15 protein-coding genes are annotated in these 16,554 nt (G+C 69.5%); 7 read left to right on the forward strand and 8 right to left on the reverse strand.

Annotated elements, in window-relative coordinates; all coding sequences use genetic code 11:
- Positions 1-9: 9 nt before the first annotated feature.
- The gene (locus tag Amac_RS02215) at positions 10-1,710 is read right to left on the reverse strand and encodes a thiamine pyrophosphate-binding protein (protein WP_155352576.1); all 1,701 of its coding nucleotides are present in this window, start codon (positions 1,708-1,710) and stop codon (positions 10-12) included.
- Between the two features lie 107 nt (positions 1,711-1,817).
- Positions 1,818-3,014: a molybdopterin molybdotransferase MoeA gene (locus Amac_RS02220; RefSeq protein WP_155352577.1), complete on the reverse strand. Its 1,197-nt coding sequence runs from the start codon at positions 3,012-3,014 to the stop codon at positions 1,818-1,820.
- Positions 3,015-3,088: 74 nt separating this feature from the next.
- On the opposite strand from Amac_RS02220, the gene Amac_RS02225 reads away from it, so the two are divergent.
- Genes Amac_RS02225 through fdhD form a run of 5 tightly spaced genes read left to right on the forward strand, consistent with a single transcriptional unit; the run spans position 3,089 to position 9,708 of the window.
- Positions 3,089-4,072: a 2-dehydropantoate 2-reductase gene (locus Amac_RS02225; RefSeq protein ID WP_155352578.1), complete on the forward strand. Its 984-nt coding sequence runs from the start codon at positions 3,089-3,091 to the stop codon at positions 4,070-4,072.
- 46 nt (positions 4,073-4,118) lie between these two features.
- Complete coding sequence (locus tag Amac_RS02230) at positions 4,119-6,047, forward strand: molybdopterin oxidoreductase family protein (RefSeq protein ID WP_155352579.1); 1,929 nt, start codon at positions 4,119-4,121, stop codon at positions 6,045-6,047.
- 7 nt (positions 6,048-6,054) lie between these two features.
- On the forward strand, positions 6,055-8,019 hold the full coding sequence (locus Amac_RS02235; RefSeq protein ID WP_155352580.1) for an NAD(P)H-dependent oxidoreductase subunit E: 1,965 nt from the start codon (positions 6,055-6,057) through the stop codon (positions 8,017-8,019).
- A complete protein-coding gene (locus Amac_RS02240) occupies positions 8,016-8,888 on the forward strand; it encodes a 2Fe-2S iron-sulfur cluster-binding protein (protein WP_218040837.1) in 873 nt (290 codons plus the stop codon). The genes Amac_RS02235 and Amac_RS02240 overlap by 4 nt, the downstream gene beginning before the upstream one ends.
- Entirely contained in the window at positions 8,881-9,708 is an 828-nt protein-coding gene (gene fdhD, locus Amac_RS02245; RefSeq protein WP_155352581.1) for a formate dehydrogenase accessory sulfurtransferase FdhD, read from the forward strand. The genes Amac_RS02240 and fdhD overlap by 8 nt, the downstream gene beginning before the upstream one ends.
- Before the next feature lie 323 nt (positions 9,709-10,031).
- Here the strand turns inward: fdhD and Amac_RS02250 are convergent, their stop codons facing one another.
- Positions 10,032-10,823 (reverse strand): class I SAM-dependent methyltransferase, encoded by a 792-nt coding sequence (locus tag Amac_RS02250; protein ID WP_155352582.1) that lies wholly within the window; start codon positions 10,821-10,823, stop codon positions 10,032-10,034.
- Positions 10,824-10,884: 61 nt separating this feature from the next.
- Entirely contained in the window at positions 10,885-11,091 is a 207-nt protein-coding gene (locus tag Amac_RS02255; RefSeq protein WP_155352583.1) for a DUF4236 domain-containing protein, read from the reverse strand.
- Between the two features lie 281 nt (positions 11,092-11,372).
- Here Amac_RS02255 and tuf point away from each other — a divergent pair, with 281 nt between their 5' ends.
- On the forward strand, positions 11,373-12,545 hold the full coding sequence (tuf, locus tag Amac_RS02260; protein WP_155352584.1) for an elongation factor Tu: 1,173 nt from the start codon (positions 11,373-11,375) through the stop codon (positions 12,543-12,545).
- 47 nt (positions 12,546-12,592) lie between these two features.
- Here tuf and pgeF read toward each other — a convergent pair whose 3' ends face one another.
- From pgeF to Amac_RS02270, 3 genes are read right to left on the reverse strand one after another with little or no spacing between them, the layout of a single operon-like run.
- The gene (gene pgeF / locus Amac_RS02265) at positions 12,593-13,312 is read right to left on the reverse strand and encodes a peptidoglycan editing factor PgeF (RefSeq protein WP_155352585.1); all 720 of its coding nucleotides are present in this window, start codon (positions 13,310-13,312) and stop codon (positions 12,593-12,595) included.
- Positions 13,313-13,355: 43 nt separating this feature from the next.
- Positions 13,356-13,478 (reverse strand): hypothetical protein, encoded by a 123-nt coding sequence (locus Amac_RS57140; protein ID WP_281356240.1) that lies wholly within the window; start codon positions 13,476-13,478, stop codon positions 13,356-13,358.
- The gene (locus Amac_RS02270; protein ID WP_155352586.1) at positions 13,475-14,329 is read right to left on the reverse strand and encodes a 1-aminocyclopropane-1-carboxylate deaminase/D-cysteine desulfhydrase; all 855 of its coding nucleotides are present in this window, start codon (positions 14,327-14,329) and stop codon (positions 13,475-13,477) included. The genes Amac_RS57140 and Amac_RS02270 overlap by 4 nt, the downstream gene beginning before the upstream one ends.
- A gap of 70 nt (positions 14,330-14,399) precedes the next feature.
- On the opposite strand from Amac_RS02270, the gene galK reads away from it, so the two are divergent.
- Positions 14,400-15,515, forward strand: a complete 1,116-nt coding sequence (gene galK, locus Amac_RS02275; protein WP_155352587.1) for a galactokinase — start codon at positions 14,400-14,402, stop codon at positions 15,513-15,515.
- 241 nt (positions 15,516-15,756) lie between these two features.
- Here the strand turns inward: galK and Amac_RS02280 are convergent, their stop codons facing one another.
- Positions 15,757-16,542, reverse strand: a complete 786-nt coding sequence (locus Amac_RS02280) for an enoyl-CoA hydratase (protein ID WP_155352588.1) — start codon at positions 16,540-16,542, stop codon at positions 15,757-15,759.
- Between the last annotated feature and the right edge of the window lie 12 nt (positions 16,543-16,554).

Genomic DNA, 16,554 nt, shown 5'->3' on the forward strand with positions numbered 1-16,554 from the left:
GGTCCTCCCCTACTTGTACATCGTCTGGTTCATGGTTCCGGGGGCGTATACCTCCGGATCGACCCATACGTTGATCAGCGCGGGCTTGCCGGACTCGCGGGCACGCTCCAGCGCGGGCCGGATGTCGGCCGGGTCCCTGACCTCCTCGCCGTAACCGCCCAGCATCCGGGCGAACTCGTCGTAGCGCACGTCGCCGAGGGTGTTGCCGACCCGGCCGCGGGCGTTGCCGTACTTGGCGGCCTGGCCGTAGCGGATCTGGTTCATGGAGGAGTTGTTGCCGATGACGCCGATGAACGGCAGGTCGAAGCGGACCATGGTCTCGAAGTCCCAGCCGGTGAGGCTGAACGCGCCGTCGCCGAACAGGCAGAGCACCTCCTTGTCGGGGCGCGCGTATTTGGCCGCCATGGCGAACGCGACGCCGACGCCGAGGGTGCCCAGCGGGCCCGGGTCCATCCAGTGGCCGGGCGACTTGGGCTGCACGACCTGGCCGGAGAAGGTGACGATGTCGCCGCCGTCGCCGATGTAGATGGTGTCCTCGGTGAGGAACTCGTTGATCTCGTGGACCAGGCGGTAGGGGTCGATCGGCTGGGCGCCGGAGAGCTGGCGGGACAGGCGGTTCTCATACGCCTTGATCTCGACCGCGCGCAGCTCCTCCAGCCATTCCTTGCGCCGGGCCGCGCCGCTGTCCACCCGCCCGGAGGCGGCCTGCGCGGCGGCGGACAGGATGAGCCCCGCGTCGCCGACGATGCCCAGGTCGATGTCCCGGTTCTTGCCGACCGTGCGGTAGTCGAGGTCGATCTGGACCACCGAGGCGGACTTGGACAGGCGCTTGCCGTAGCCCATCCGGAAGTCGAACGGCGTGCCGACGATGATGATCAGGTCGGCCTCGGTGAACGCGTAACGCCGCGACAGCTGGAAGTGGTGCGGGTCGCCCGGCGGCAGGGTGCCGCGGCCGGAGCCGTTCATGTACGCCGGGACGTTGAGCGCCCGCACGAAGTCGATCGCGTCGTCGGTGGCCCGGCACGTCCACACCTGACTGCCGAGCAGCACGCACGGCTTCTCGGAGTGCACCAGCAGGTCGGCCAGGCGCTCGATGGCCTCCGGGTCGCCGGCCTGCCGGGTGGACGCGCGGTAGCGCCCGGCCTCCGGAATCCGGGCCTTGGCCAAGGGCACGCTCGCGTCCAGCACATCCCTCGGGATCTCCAGGAAGGACGGGCCCGGCGCGCCGTTGTAGCACTCGCGGAACGCCATCGACACGATGTCGGCCACCCGTTCCGTGCCCGGGACCGTGGCCGCGAACTTGGTGATGGGGGTCATCATGTCCACGTGCGGCAGGTCCTGCAGCGAGCCCATCTTGTGCTGGCTGAGGGCGCCCTGACCACCGATGAGCAACATCGGGCTTTCCGCGCGAAAAGCGTTGGCCACACCGGTCACCGCGTCGGTCGTGCCGGGGCCGGCCGTGACCACCGCGCAGCCCGGCTTGCCGGTGATCCGCGCGTAGCCGTCAGCGGCATGCGCGGCCACCTGCTCGTGCCGGACGTCGATGACCTCGATGCCCTCGTCCACGCAGCCGTCGTAGATGTCGATGATGTGGCCGCCGCAGAGCGTGAAGATCACGTCGATCCCCTCCGCCTTTAGGGCCTTCGCCACCAGGTGGCCGCCGGAGATCATTTCCGGCGCGTCCGCTGCCTGCGGCACTGGCTCCGTCATCTGTGTCGTCCTTCCGGGAGACGTTCTGCTTCATGTCTACGCCATACTGCATACCGTATGAGGAACATGGTTACCCTCCTGTCCCTGGGATGTCCAGAGGTTTCGGCCTACTGGCTCGGACCCGGCTCCACCGGCAGAGCCAGCAGCTCGACCGGGCCGCCGTCCCAGCCGGGCGGGAGCACGGCCAGCGCGTCGGCCAGCGCGGGCCCGCGCAGCGAACCCGGCCGGTCATGCCCGGTCGGCACGGCGCCACGCGCCGACCGCCGCACCGCCACCAGCCGGGTGTCGGCCGGATGAGACCTGATCGGCACGGCCAGCGCGGCGGACTCGCCCATCGCCTCCGGCCGCCCGGCCAGCGCGCGCAAGACCGGAGCCAGCAGCGTCAGGGCCGCCGCCAGCGCCGCGAACGGATTGCCCGGCAGCCCGATCAGCAGCCGCTCGTCGGGGAGCCGGGCCAGCAGCTGCGGATGCCCGGGACGAACCGCCACGCCGTCGATCAGAACCGTCGCCCCGAACGCCGCAAGCACGTCCCGCAGATGGTCGGCGGGCCCCCGGGAGGAGGCTCCGCACACGATGACCACATCGCCGGTCCCATCCGCGAGCGCCCTGGCCAGCACGGTTTCGCCGTCGGGCAGGTAGACGGGCGGTAAGTGCTCCCCGCCCGCCCAGGCGATCAGGCCCGGCAACATCGGGCCGACCGCGTCCCTGACCCGGCCGGGTCCGGGGACTCCCCTGGGCACCACCTCGTCCCCGGTGACCAGGACCTCGGCGACCGGCCGCGGCCGCACGCCGAGGAGATCGTGACCGAGCGCGGCGGCCAGGCCGAGCACGACCGGCGTGACCAGGGTTCCGGCGGCCAGCACGGGCTCGCCCCTGGCGCAGTCCTCGCCGCGCCGCCGGATGTGCCGCCCCGGCTCGACCTCGCCGATGACCACGCCGTCGACGCCGGTGGCCGCCTCATACGGCAACACGGCCTCGGCGCCGATCGGGACCGGGGCGCCGGTGCCGATCTCGACGGCGGTGCCGGACCGCAGCGTCCCGCCGTGCGGCAGGCCGCCGGCCAGCACCTGCCCGACCACCCGCCAGGGCGGCCGACCGGCCACGGCGTAGCCGTCCATGGCGGCCACGTCATCCCTCGGCAACGGGATGAGCGCGTGCAACGGTTCGGCCAGGCGGCCACCGTACGCACCGGAAAAGGGCAGGTCGGCGATCGGGAGCGGAGCGGCGGCGCGGTAGGCGACGCGGCGCGCCTGATCCCAGGGCACATCCGTGCGGACGGGCCGGACGCCGGAAACGACAGTCATGGGCGACTCCTTGACCTTCAAACTTTCCATACTGTATACCGAATGCACGGTCGACGCGAGAACGGAGCTTGATTGTGAAGGTCGCTGTTCTTGGCGCCGGCGCCATCGGCGCGTATGTGGGGGCCGCCCTGCATCGCGCCGGCGTCGAGGTGCATCTCATCGCCCGCGGGGAGCATCTCGCGGTCATGCGGAAGTCCGGCGTGCGGGTGCTCAGCCCGCGCGGGGACTTCACCGCCCATCCGAACACCACTGACGATCCCCGCGAGATAGGGCCGGTTGACCATGTCTTCCTGGGCCTGAAGGCCAACTCCTACGCCGCGGCCGGAGAAATGATCAAACCGCTGCTGCACGAGACGACATCGATCGTCGCCGCCCAGAACGGCATCCCGTGGTGGTATTTCCACCGGCTTCCGGGGCCGTACGAGGGTTATCGCATCGAGAGCGTGGATCCGGGCGGCGCGGTGACGGCCGCGCTGCCGCTGGACCGGGCGATCGGCTGCGTGGTCTACGCGGCGACCGAGATCGAGGAACCCGGCGTGATCCGCCACCTGGAGGGGACCCGGTTCTCGATCGGGGAACCCAGCGGCGAGTTGTCGCCGCGCTGTGTCGAGCTGAGCGAGGCCATGATCGCGGGCGATCTCAAATGCCCGGTCGAGGCTGATCTGCGGCACGACATCTGGGTGAAGCTGATGGGCAACGTCGCCTTCAACCCGATCAGCGCGCTGACCCGGGCCACCATGGCGGGCATCTGCCGGCATCGGAGCACGCGCGAGGTGGTCGTGACCATGATGCGCGAGACGGTCGACGTGGCCAGGCGGGTCGGCTGTGATCCCCGGATCTCCATCGAGCGCCGGCTGGCCGGAGCCGAGCGGGCCGGCGAGCACAAGACCTCCACGCTGCAGGACCTGGAAAAGGGCAAACCGCTCGAACTCGATGTGCTGCTGGCCGCCGTGGTGGAACTGGCCGACCTGACCGGCGCCTCGGTGCCCACGCTGCGCGCCGTGCACGCGGTCACCGACCTGCTGGATGAGCAGGTCAGGCTTGTGGCGTCGGCGTGACTACGAATACCGTAGGCTGTATACAATTCTGGAAGGGATTGGGGCCATGAAGAAGAGGAACCGTGCCGAGCACTACGATCGGCTGACCCATCCTCTGGTCAGGGAGAACGGCGAATTGCGCCGGGCGACCTGGGAGGAGGCGCTCGACCGGGCCGCCGCGGGCTTCCGGCGCAACGTGGCCGCGCACGGTCCCGACACGTTCGCCATGTTGTCGTGCGCGCGCTCCACCAACGAGATGAACTATGTGGGCCAGAAGTTCACCCGCGTGGTGATGGGCACCAACAACGTGGACTCGTGCAACCGCACCTGCCACGCGCCGAGCGTCGCCGGCCTCTCGGCCGCGTTCGGCAGCGGCGGCGGAACCTCCTCCTACCAGGAGGTGGAGGACGCCGACGTCATCATCATGTGGGGCTCGGCGGCGCGGAACGCGCATCCGATCTTCTTCCAGCACGTGTTGAAGGGCATCCGCAAGGGCGCCCGGATGTTCGCCGTGGACCCGCGGCGCACCGGGACGGCCGAGTGGGCCGACCGGTGGCTGGGGCTGAACGTGGGCACCGACATCCCGCTGGCGCACGCGGTGGCCCGGGAGATCATCCATGCCGGGCTGCACAACACGGTCTTCATCGAGCGGGCCACCGAGGGCTTCGCCGAGTTCGCGGCCTCGGTGGAACCGTGGACGCTGAGCGTGGCCGAGCAGGTCACCGGCGTCCCCGCCGCCGCGATCCGCGAGCTCGCGCACACCTACGCGCAGGCGGATCGGGCTCAGCTCTGCTGGACGCTGGGGATCACCGAGCATCACAACGCGACCGACAACGTGCGGGCGCTCATCAACCTGGCGCTGCTCACCGGGCATGTCGGGCGTTATGGGTCCGGGCTCTCGCCGCTGCGCGGGCAGAACAACGTGCAGGGCGGCGGCGACATGGGCGCCATCCCCAACCGGCTGCCCGGTTTCCAGGACATTCTGGACCCGGAGGTCAGGGCCCGGTTCGAGGCCGCCTGGCAGACGCCCATCCAGCCGCGATACGGGCGGAATCTGACCGAGATGCTGGAAGGCATGGCCGAAGGGGAGGTCACCACCTGCTATCTCATCGGTGAGAATCCCGTGCAGTCGGAGGCCGACTCGCTGAGCTGTATCAAGCGGCTGAGCATGCTCGACCACCTGGTCGTGCAGGACATCTTCCTCACCAAGACGGCGCAGATGGCCGACGTGGTGCTGCCGGCCGGGGCGGCCTGGTGCGAGAGCGACGGCACCTTCACCAACAGCGAGCGCCGGGTGCAGCGGGTGCGCAAGGCGCTGGTCCCCCCGGGCGAGGCCCGCGACGACATCTGGATCCTGTGCGAGCTGGCCCGCAGGCTCGGCCACGACTGGCAGTACGAGAGCGCCGAAGAGGTGTGGAACGAGGTCCGCGGCCTCTCCCCCGCCCATGCGGGCATGTCGTACCAGCGGCTGGCCGACCTGCAGGGCATCCAGTGGCCGTGCCCGTCGGAGGATTCGCTCGAACCGCCGTTCCTGCACGGCCGGCTCTGGGAGACCGACCCGGCCAAACGTGGGCGGCTCGCGCCGTTCGCCGTGCTGGAGCACTCTCCCCCGGTCGACCTGCTCGACGAGGAATACCCGCTGCGGCTCACCACCGGCCGGCGGCTGGACTCCTACAACACCGGCGTGCAGTCCTCCGGGTTCGCCTCGCCGCTGCGCCGCGGGGAGAACATCGAGCTCTCTCCCGAGGACGCGGCCCGGCTGGGCGTGACCGCTGGAGAAGAGGTAAGAATCAGCTCGCGGCGCGGGACCGTGGTCGCGCCCGTCTACATCGACCCGGCGCTGCGGCCCGGCCTGGTCTTCATGACCATGCACTTCCCGGACGAGGTGGACACGAACGCGCTGACCATCGAGGCCACCTGCCCGATCGCGGGCACGGCCGAGTTCAAGGCCGCCGCCGTCAGGATCGATCGCCTCGTCACCGCGAAGGCCGGGTGACGGGCGCATGGACCTGCGTTTCCGTGACGCAGAACCGACCGCCGAGGAGCGCGCCGCGATCGACGCGCTGCTCGGCGGGCCGGAGTCGGCCTGGGAGGGCGGGGCCCGGACCGAGGACGATCTCCGGTTCGCGGCGCACCCCGCCGAAGACCGCCGCGACCAGCTGTTGCCGGCTCTGCACGCGGTCAACGACCGGGTCGGCTGGATCAGCGAGGGCGCGCTCGACTACATCTGCCGCCGGCTGACCGTCCCGCCCGCCGAGGCGTATTCGGTGGCCACCTTCTACTCGCTGTTGTCGGTGGAGCCCCGGCCGCCGAGGGTTCTGCATGTCTGCACCGACCTGGCCTGCCAGGCCCGCGGCGCGGACGCGGTCCGCCGGGACGTGGAATCCCACCTCGGTCCGGCGGGAACCTCCTGGCAGCCGAGCCCATGCCTGGGCCTGTGCGAGCGCGCCCCCGCCGCACTCGCCCTGCAGGCGGGCGAAAACCCCACCGCCACGGTGTACGGCCCTGCCGACTTTTCCGACATTTCCTCTTTTGACCGGCTCTCTCCCTCAGCGGGCCAGGAGGAGGCAGGGGTCCGCCCGGCGAGCATCGAGGTCTCCCCTGAAGGCACCACGGCACGATCGGCAGTTGCCGAGGTCCGGCAGGAGGTTGCCGGGGTTCACCTGGCGGCTCCGGTCCCGCCGGAGGTGGGCGGGGTGTTCGGGGAGGTTCCGGTTCGGGCGGCGGTGCCGCAGGCGGGGGAGCCGGGGCTGGTGCTGTTGCGGCGGGTCGGCGTGGTCGATCCGGCGAGCCTGGACGAATACCGTGCCGCCGGAGGTTACGCGGCGCTGCGGCGGGCGTTCGAGCTGGGACCGGGCGGGGTCATCCGCGAGGTCCTGGAGGCCGGGCTGGTCGGGCGGGGTGGGGCCGCGTTTCCGACCGGGCGGAAGTGGGAGGCGACCGCGCGCCAGTTCGACCGCCCGCACTATCTGGTCTGCAACGCCGACGAGAGCGAACCCGGGACGTTCAAGGATCGGGTGCTCATGGAAGGCGATCCCTACGCCCTCGTCGAGGCCATGACGGTCGCCGGATACGCGACCGGGTGCGCTCGTGGATACCTCTACATCCGGGGGGAGTATCCGCGGGCGATACGACGGCTGGAGCACGCGATCGCCACCGCGCGGGCGCGCGGGCTGCTCGGGGAGGACATCCTCGGGCAAGGGTTCGCCTTCGACATCGAGATCCGGCGGGGGGCGGGGGCGTACATCTGCGGCGAGGAGACCGCGATCTTCAATTCGATCGAAGGGTATCGAGGTGAGCCGCGGAGCAAACCGCCCTTCCCAGTGGAGAAGGGGCTGTTCGGCAAGCCGACGGTCGTCAACAACGTCGAGACTCTGGTCAACGTGCTGCCGATCCTGGAAGGCGGGGCCGCCGCGTACGCGGCGGTGGGCACGGGCGGGTCGACCGGAACGAAACTGTTCTGCGTGTCAGGGACGGTGCGCCGCCCCGGCATCTACGAGCTGCCGTTCGGGGCCACGCTCGGGGATCTGCTCACCCTCGCCGGCGGGGCGACGGGCACGCTCCGCGCGGTGCTGCTCGGCGGCGCGGCCGGGGCCTTCGTCCGGGCCGACGAGCTGGACATTCCGCTCACTTTCGAGGGCACGCGCGCGGCCGGGGCCACGCTCGGCTCGGGCGTCATCCTGGTCCTGGACGACACGGTGGAGCTGCCGCCGTTCCTGCTGCGGATCGCCGAGTTCTTCCGCGACGAGTCGTGCGGGCAGTGCGTGCCGTGCCGGGTCGGGACCGTGCGGCAGGAGGAAGCGCTGCACCGCCTCTCCCGGCGCAGGTCGGCCGGGGATCTCGTGGTGTTGCGCGAGGTCGGGCAGGCCATGCGGGACGCGTCGATCTGCGGGCTCGGCCAGACCGCGTGGAACGCCGTCGAATCGGCCATCGACCGGCTGGGCGTCTTCGCCGAGGAGGCATCATGACCGTTCCGCTCCGCCCGCCGCGGCGGCTCATCGAGATCACCGTCGACGGCGAAGCCGTGCGCGTCCCGGAGGGCGACACGATCCTGGACGCGTGCGCCGCGGCCGGGAAGGACATTCCGACCCTCTGCTATGGCGACACGCTGACGCCCAAGAACGCGTGCCGGGTCTGCGTGGTCGAGGTGGAGGGCGCCCGCACGCTCGCGCCCGCCTGTTCCCGCAAGGCCGAGGCCGGCATGGTGGTGGGCACCGCGACCGAGCGGGCCAAGCACAGCAGGAAGGTCGTCCTCGAACTGCTGGCCTCGTCGGTCGACCTGTCCACCACACCGCGCGCGGCCGAGTGGATCGACGAGTACGGCGCCGATCCGGCGCGGTTCGGTCCCGACGCGGCGACCGTCGCGCAGCCGGCCAAGGTGGACAACGAGCTGTATGTCCGTGATTACGCGAAATGCATTCTCTGCTACAAGTGTGTGGACGCCTGCGGCGATCAGTGGCAGAACTCCTTCGCCATCGCCGTCTCCGGGCGGGGATTCGACGCGACGATCTCCACCGAGTTCGACGCGCCGCTCACCGACTCGGCCTGCGTGTACTGCGGGAACTGCGTGGAGGTGTGCCCGACCGGGGCGTTGTCGTTCAAGACCGAGTTCGACATGCGTGAGGCCGGCACCTGGAACGAGGACGAGCAGACGCAGACCACCACGATCTGCAGCTACTGCGGTGTGGGCTGCAACCTGACCCTGCACGTCCAGGAGAACCAGATCGTCAAGGTGACCTCACCGCACGACAATCCGGTCACCCACGGGAATCTCTGCATCAAGGGACGCTTCGGGTTCCAGCACGTGCAGAACGTGGGGGCGTCCACCGATGGGTAGGGTGACCGTTCAGCGCCGCATCCTCCGCCTCCGGGAGACGGGCGACAGTCGCCGGATGGACGTGCTGGCGGCCGAGGAGCCCCTGGAGATCAGGCTCAACGGCGCCCCGCTGACCGTCACGATGCGCACGCCCGGCGACGACTTCGACCTGGCGGCCGGGTTCCTGGTCAGCGAGGGAGCCGTGGGTGCGGCGGGGGACATCGAATCCATTCGGTACTGCGCGGGTGCGACCGAGGATGGGCGCAATACGTACAACGTCTTGGATGTGCGGCTTTCGCCGTGGGTGACGCCGATTGCCACGTCGCTGGAGCGCAACTTCTACACGACCTCGTCGTGTGGGGTCTGCGGGAAGGCGTCGCTTGACGCGGTGCGTACGGTCGCGCGCTGGGAGGTGGCCAGCGATCCGGTCAAGATGGACCCTTCGGTGATCTCCGAGTTGCCGGATCGGTTGCGGGCCGCGCAGCGGGTGTTCGATCGGACCGGTGGTCTGCACGCGGCCGGGCTGTTCACACCCGGGGGCAATCCGCTCTGCGTCCGTGAGGACGTCGGGCGGCACAACGCGGTCGACAAGCTCGTCGGCTGGGCGCTCCGCGAGGGCATGCTGCCATTGAGCTCGATGGCGCTGATGGTCTCCGGGCGCGCCTCCTTCGAGCTGGTCCAGAAGGCGGTGATGGCGGGCATTCCGGTGCTCGCCGCCGTCTCCGCCCCCTCCTCGCTCGCGGTGGAGCTCGCGGCCGAATCCGGGCTGACCCTGCTCGGTTTCGTCCGGGGGAACTCCATGAACGTGTACACGGGAGAGGCGAGGCTGGGAGGCCGATGAACGTCATTCCGGTGTGGCCACGACCATCCTTCGACCAGGGGCATAGGTCGGCGGACGCCGTACCGGAGTGACAAGGGATGCTGCCCGGCGATCCTTCGCCCCCTTCGCCGGCCAGCATCCCCGACTCAAACGCATGCGCAACCCGTGGGGCTCGCGGGAAAAGCAAGCCGTATCGGGCAGTGCCTCAACGCCCTCGGTCCACGCCTCCTGGAGGATGCGCGCCACAAGGCTTCTTGAGGCTCCCGATCCAGATGATCGGGCACGCCCAGTCGCGTCACGGCATACAGACAGTGGAAGACGGCCCCGCCCTCCCACCAGAATGATCAGGCGATGCACACGATCTCGCCGTGCAGGACGGAGAGCCAGCCGTCGGGGGATTCGGCCCAGGTGCGCCACCCCCGGGCGATTCGCGACAGGTCGGATTCCGTGGCGGCGCCGGACGTGACGGCTTGGCGGGCGATGGCCGACGTGGTGACCCGATCGGCCCACATGCCGCCCCACCAGGCGCGGTCTTCCGGGTTGGCGAAGCACCAGGTCGAGGACGTCGCGGTGACCTGCTCGAACCCGGCTTCGCGCGCCCAGGACAGCAGGAATCGGCCCGCGTTGGGCTCGCCACCGTTCGCCCTCGCGAGCTTCTGATAGAGAGCGAGCCATTCGTCCAGTTCAGGGACGGCGGGGAACCAGGTGAAGCCGTCGTAGTCGCCGTCTCGGGCGGTGACGACACCGCCGGGCCTGCAGACTCTGCGCATTTCACGCAACGCCCGCACGGGGTCGGCGACGTGCTGCAGGACTTGATGGGCGTGCACGACATCGAATGTCGCGTCGGGAAAGTCCAGCGCGTGCACGTCGGCCACGACGAAGTCGATGTTGTGCTGCCCCCGGGCCTCCGCCTCAGCGCGGGCGAGGCCGAGTTCCCGCTCGCCCACCTCGGTGGCCGTGACCCGGCCGACCCGCGTGGCCAGGTCGACCGTGATCGTCCCGGGGCCGCAACCCACATCCAGGAGCGACAGCCCCGGCCGCAGGTACGGCAACAGCTGCGCGGCCGAGTTCTCCGCCGTACGCCAGCGATGGGACCGCAACACCGACTCGTGATGGCCATGGGTGTAGACATTCATGACCGGAGATTATCAGGCGTCTTACATTATAAGAGAGAATGTCCCATATATCGAGACGCGCTCAGTAGTGGTAGTGCCTCCGGCGGCTCTTGCCCACGGTCTTGCTCAGGTGGAAGCCGCCGGGCAGTCGCACGGTCACGTGCCGCCGCCCGTCCGGCGTGGTCGTGACGTGCAGTCGGCGATTGCCGAAACTGTGTCCGACCCCATGCCGGGAAAGGTTGAGCCGGAACGGTCCTATCTTGATCGACTTCTGGTAGTGCCAGCCCATCGCACGTCCCCCTCCGAGGTCTTCTTGCTGGGAAAACGTCCCCACCCTCAGGGGAAGTTCCCGAAAATCCGTTGCGGAAGCGCAGGGGCGTACCGGATGATCTGTCGCATGTTCCGGTACGCCGCCGTTGTGACGCCCGCTCGTGCGGGCGCGCCGGCGCGTGCCTCGATGCGATTCGACGGCGCCGAGCGCTGACCCTTTCCCGTGCGTCCTGGTGACCCGGCGGGGAGGGGTCGAAGCCACGCGCGGGTCACACGGAATCGGGCATCGAAGGAAACAACATGGCCAAGCAGGCCTTCGTGCGGTCCAAGCCGCACCTCAACATCGGCACGATGGGACACGTCGATCACGGCAAGACGACGCTGACCGCCGCCATCACCAAGGTGCTCAGCGAGCGCGGCGGCGCCGAGTTCGTCCCGTTCCACCGGATCGACCGCACCCCGGAGGAGACCCTTCGCGGGATCACGATCAACATCGCCCACGTCGAGTACGAGACGGCGACCCGGCACTACGCGCACGTGGACATGCCCGGGCACGCCGACTACGTGAAGAACATGATCACGGGAGCGGCGCAGCTCGACGGGGCGATCCTGGTCGTCTCCGCGGTCGACGGGATCATGCCGCAGACCCGGGAGCACGTGCTGCTCGCGCGCCGGGTCGGGGTCGCCCACGTGGTCATCGCGCTGAACAAGGCCGACGGCGCGGACCCGGAGCTGGCCGATCTGGTCGAACTGGAGCTGCAGGACCTGCTCGCCGAGCACGGGTACCAGAACGTGCCCGTCGTGCGGGTGTCGGGCCTGCGCGCGCTGGCGGGCGACCCGGAGTGGACGGCCTCCATCGAGGCGCTGCTCCAGGCCGTGGACGAGCACGTGCCGGTGCCGGTTCGCTACCTGGACGTCCCGTTCCTGATGCCGATCGAGAACGTGCTCACCGTCACCGGGCGCGGCACGGTCCTCACCGGCGCCATCGAGCGAGGCACGGTACGGCTCGGCGACACGGTCGAGGCGATCGGCCTCCGCGACGGCGTCACCGCCGTGGTCACCGGAATCGAGACGTTCGGCAAGACCATGGACCGGGGCGAGGCGGGCGACAACGCCGCGGTCCTGCTCCGGGGCGTGCGTCGCGATCAGGTACGGCGTGGCCAGGTGCTGGCCGCTCCGGGCAGCCAGCGTGGGCACCGGCGCTTCACCGCCCGCGTCTACCTGCTGACCACGGCCGAAGGCGGCCGCCGCACGGCGATCGCCAACGGCTACCGCCCGCAGTTCTACGTCCGGACCGCGGACGTGCCCGGCGAGGTCACCCTGACCGGCACCGAACTCGCCCTTCCCGGCGAGACGATCGAGGTGACCGTCGACCTCGGCAAGCCGATCGCCCTCGAGCCGGGCCTGGGCTTCGCCATCCGCGAGGGCGGCCACACGGTGGGCGCGGGCACCGTTCTCACCACATTCACCTGAGGACGCCCCAGGTCGGGCGGGATCCACCGGATCCCGCCCGACCACAATCAGCCACCGTCAAGCCAGATGAAGCCGCCGAAGCGGCCGGTGCGGGAGTCGCGGCGGTAGGAGAACAGATCTGGCGTTTCAATCGTGCAGCGGGCGTCGTGCCGGATGTCGGTGATGTTGGCCTTGTGGAGTTGCGCCTCGATCGCGGCGCGAATGTCCACGGCCGGCGTGCCCTGCCGCGTGGTCGCCCACGCTTCCGGCACCACGCGGGCGACGTCCTCCCGCATCTCGGCCGGAACTTCGTAACAGAGGCCGCACGCGGCAGGGCCGATGAGAGCCACCATCTGGTACGGCTCCGCCCCCCGCGTCGCCATCGCCTCGACGAGCGCGGGAACCACACCCAGCTGCGTACCCGGCCGGCCGGAATGAGCCGCGCCGACGACCCGGGCCACCGGATCGGCCAGCAGGACCGGCGCGCAATCAGCTACCAGGACGTTCAGCGCCAGACCCGGCTCAGTGGTGTAAATCGCATCCAGTGGTGGCGGGTCATCGCCGAAGGGCTCGGTGACAAAGCGCACGTCACGCCCGTGCACCTGGCGCATCATCACCACGCGGGCGGGATCGACCCCCAGCTCGACGGCCGTGTCATGACGGTTCCGCAGCACCGCGTCGAAATCATCCCCGACCGCCCCGCCAAGGTTCCGCGACGTGTACGGCTCGGCGCTGATCCCGCCGTGCCGATCAGTGATCACCGCATGGATTCCGTCAGCCAAGAGCACCGGACGAGCTTACCAACCTGCCCCTGACAGCCCTCGGGATTGACTAGCCGACCAGTGACAGCACCTCGGTCGCGACCTCGCGAATGATCTCGCCGATCTCGGTGGCCACGGCGGTCTTGCCGCTTCCCAGGCCACCGGTGAGCAGCAGCGCTTTGATCTGGCTCATGTTTCGCCGCCGGTGATGACCGCGACCACGGTTGTCCCCGCGGGGATGCTCCCGGAGGCGATCAGGTCGAGGATTCCGTACATCATCTTGGCTACGTAGACGCGGTCGAGGCGGATGTCGTGACGATTGTCGAAGTCTTCGATGAACGTGGACAGTTCTGGGGTTGTGCGGGCGTAGCCGCCGAAATGGTAGGCGGTTTCTAGGTGCCAGTTGGTTGTCGCGTGGCCGAGGGTTTCGTGTTGGAGGCGGGTGATCTCGTCGGTGAGGAAGGCGCCGCCGCGTAACGCGGAGAAGCCGATGGCTCGCTGGCCGGGGGACAGTCCGGCGGCGATTCCGGCGAGGGTGCCGCCGGTGCCGACCGGGCAACAGATCACATCAAAAGGGGTATCGGACGAAATTTCGCCTGGTAGTTCCATGCATCCGCGGACGGCCGCCGGGTTGGAACCGCCTTCGGGGAGGATCCGGTAACCCGGATACTCGCCGCGCAACCAATCAAGAACCTCAGGAGTGCGCTTAAGCCGATATGTCGAACGATCCAGGTACCTGAGCCGCATCCCGCGCCCCGCCGCGTACGCGAGCACCGGATTCAACGGCAACCGCTCCTCCCCCCGGATCACCCCAACGGTCGCGAACCCATACCTCTCCCCTGCGGCCGCCACTGCCCGAATGTGGTTCGAGTACGCCCCGCCAAACGTCAGCACCGGCTCCAACGCCCCCACGTTGTACTTCAACTTCCTCCACTTATTTCCCGAAATTTCGCCCCATATCAAGTCATCGCGCTTGAGCAGCACCCGTACTCCATGCACCCGATCGTCCTCCAGTGGAACGACCGGCGACACCACCTCACCCACCCCCCAAGGCTGGCATATCCCCCAAGACTCGCTACCCTACGGAGAGCCCGTTGTTGAGGAGTGTTCGCTTATGCGCGTTCTTGATGCTTTTTCGGAAGCGTACGACAAGTCCCCAGAAGGCATCTGGTACGCCCCAGGCCGGGTCAACCTGATCGGCGAACACACCGACTACAACGACGGCCTCGTCCTCCCCTTCGCCGTCCCCTGGGGCGTCACCCTCGCCGCCAGCCCCCGCCAGGACGACACGATCCGCCTGATCTCCCTGCAAGCAGGCACCCAGACCATCGACTCCCTCGAAGACGCCCACGGCTGGGCCCGCTACCCCACCGGCGTCTTCTGGGCCCTCCGCCGCGAGGGCCTGCCGGTCCGCGGCGCCGACATCGCCATCGACGGCGACATCCCCGAAGGCGCCGGCCTCTCCTCCAGCGCCGCCCTCGAAGTCGCCACCGCCTTCGCCCTCAACGACCTTTACGCCCTGGCCCAATCCCCCCTCGCGCTCGCCAGGATCAGCCAGCTCGCCGAGAACGACTTCGCCGGCATGCCCTGCGGCATCATGGACCAGGCCACCTCTGCCCTGGCCAAGGAGGGCCACGCCCTCCTCCTCGACTGCCGCTCCCTGGCTAGCCGCCACATCCCCTTCGACCTCCCCGCACACGGCCTGCGCCTGCTGATCATCAACACCAACGTCAGACACGCCCTCGCCGACGGCCAGTACGCCCGCCGCCGCCAGGAATGCGAAAACGCCGCGAAACACCTTGGCGTACCCGCCCTCCGCGACGTCACCGACCTGGCAGGCGCCCTCGCCCTTCTCAAGGGCGACGAACGCAAACGCACCCAGCACGTGGTCACCGAAAACCACCGGGTAGAAGCCCTAATCGGCCTGCTCAGAGCCAACGCGGTCACCGAGATCGGCGCCCTCCTGAACGCCTCCCACCTATCACTCCGCGACCAATTCGAGGTCTCCTGCCCCGAACTCGACGTCGCCGTCGAATCCGCCCTCCGCGGCGGCGCCCGTGGCGCCCGCATGACCGGCGGCGGCTTCGGCGGCTCCGCCATCGCCCTAGTCCCCGCCGACCGCACCGAATCCGTCGAAACCACCGTCAAAGCCGCATACGCCGACCGCGGCTGGCACCCCCCAACCATCCTCACCGCAACCCCAGCCGCAGGCGCCCACCGCCTCAGCTAGAGGACCGACGCGAAGCGGGTCAGTTTGCGGGTGGGCGGGCGGAGACGCAGACCGATTGGTTGCGGTGGAACTCCCACCCACCCACCCTTTCCTTCTTACCGGGGCTGCCGCCCCGCCCCCACGGTCGCCGTGGCCGATGCCGCCCACCCTTGCTTCCCACCGGGCTGCCGCCCCGCGGTCGCCGTGGCCACCTACCGGCTACGAAACTCAGCCCTCACGTCCCGACCTGAACCCGCACTGATCACGGTGCAGTGAGCGGGGGGAACTCCGGTGGGCGGCGTTCCAGGAAGCTGGCGACGCCCTCGGTGAAGTCGGGGCGGCTGAACGATTCGAGCATCAGGCGTTCGGCGGCGTCGCGGGAGTCCTCCAGGCCCTTGTCCCAGTCGCCCCACACCTGGCGCTTGATCACCGCCATCGACGCGGGCGAACAGTTCGTGGCCAGGTCCCGCGCGTAGGCGAGGGTCTCGGCCAGCAACTGCTCGCCCGGTATGGCACGCAGCGCGAGCCCCAGGTGCGCCGCCTCGACGCCGGTGAACGTCCGGCCCGACATCAGTACGTCCAGGGCCCGGGCCTGCCCGATGAGCTTGGGCAGCACCCACGCCATGCCGTACTCCGCGATGAGGCCGCGGCGGGCGAACGCGGTGGTCCACTTGGCGTCGGCCGCCGTGAAGACGAGGTCGCAGACGAGCGCGTGCACCATGCCGAGCCCCGCGCAGGCGCCGTTGACGGCCGCGATGATCGGCTTGTTGATCGACACCGGATGGGTGTTCGGGCGTTTGTCGGGTTCTCCGGCGTACTCGCCGGTCTGGATGGCGGTGAGCGTCTGGAAGTCCATACCCGCGCAGAAGCCCTTGCCCGCGCCGGTGACCACGATGACCCGGACGTCGGGGTCCTGCTCAGCTTTCTCCAGCAGGTCGAAGTAGCGGCGTCCCATCTCGTCGGTCCACGCGTTCAGCCGTTCCGGCCGGTTGAACGTGAGCACGAGCACGCCGTCGGCCAGGTCGGTCAGCACCAGTTCCTCGGTCATGGGATCCCCTCT

Source organism: Acrocarpospora macrocephala, assembly GCF_009687865.1.
GTDB classification, from domain to species: Bacteria; Actinomycetota; Actinomycetes; order Streptosporangiales; family Streptosporangiaceae; genus Acrocarpospora; species Acrocarpospora macrocephala.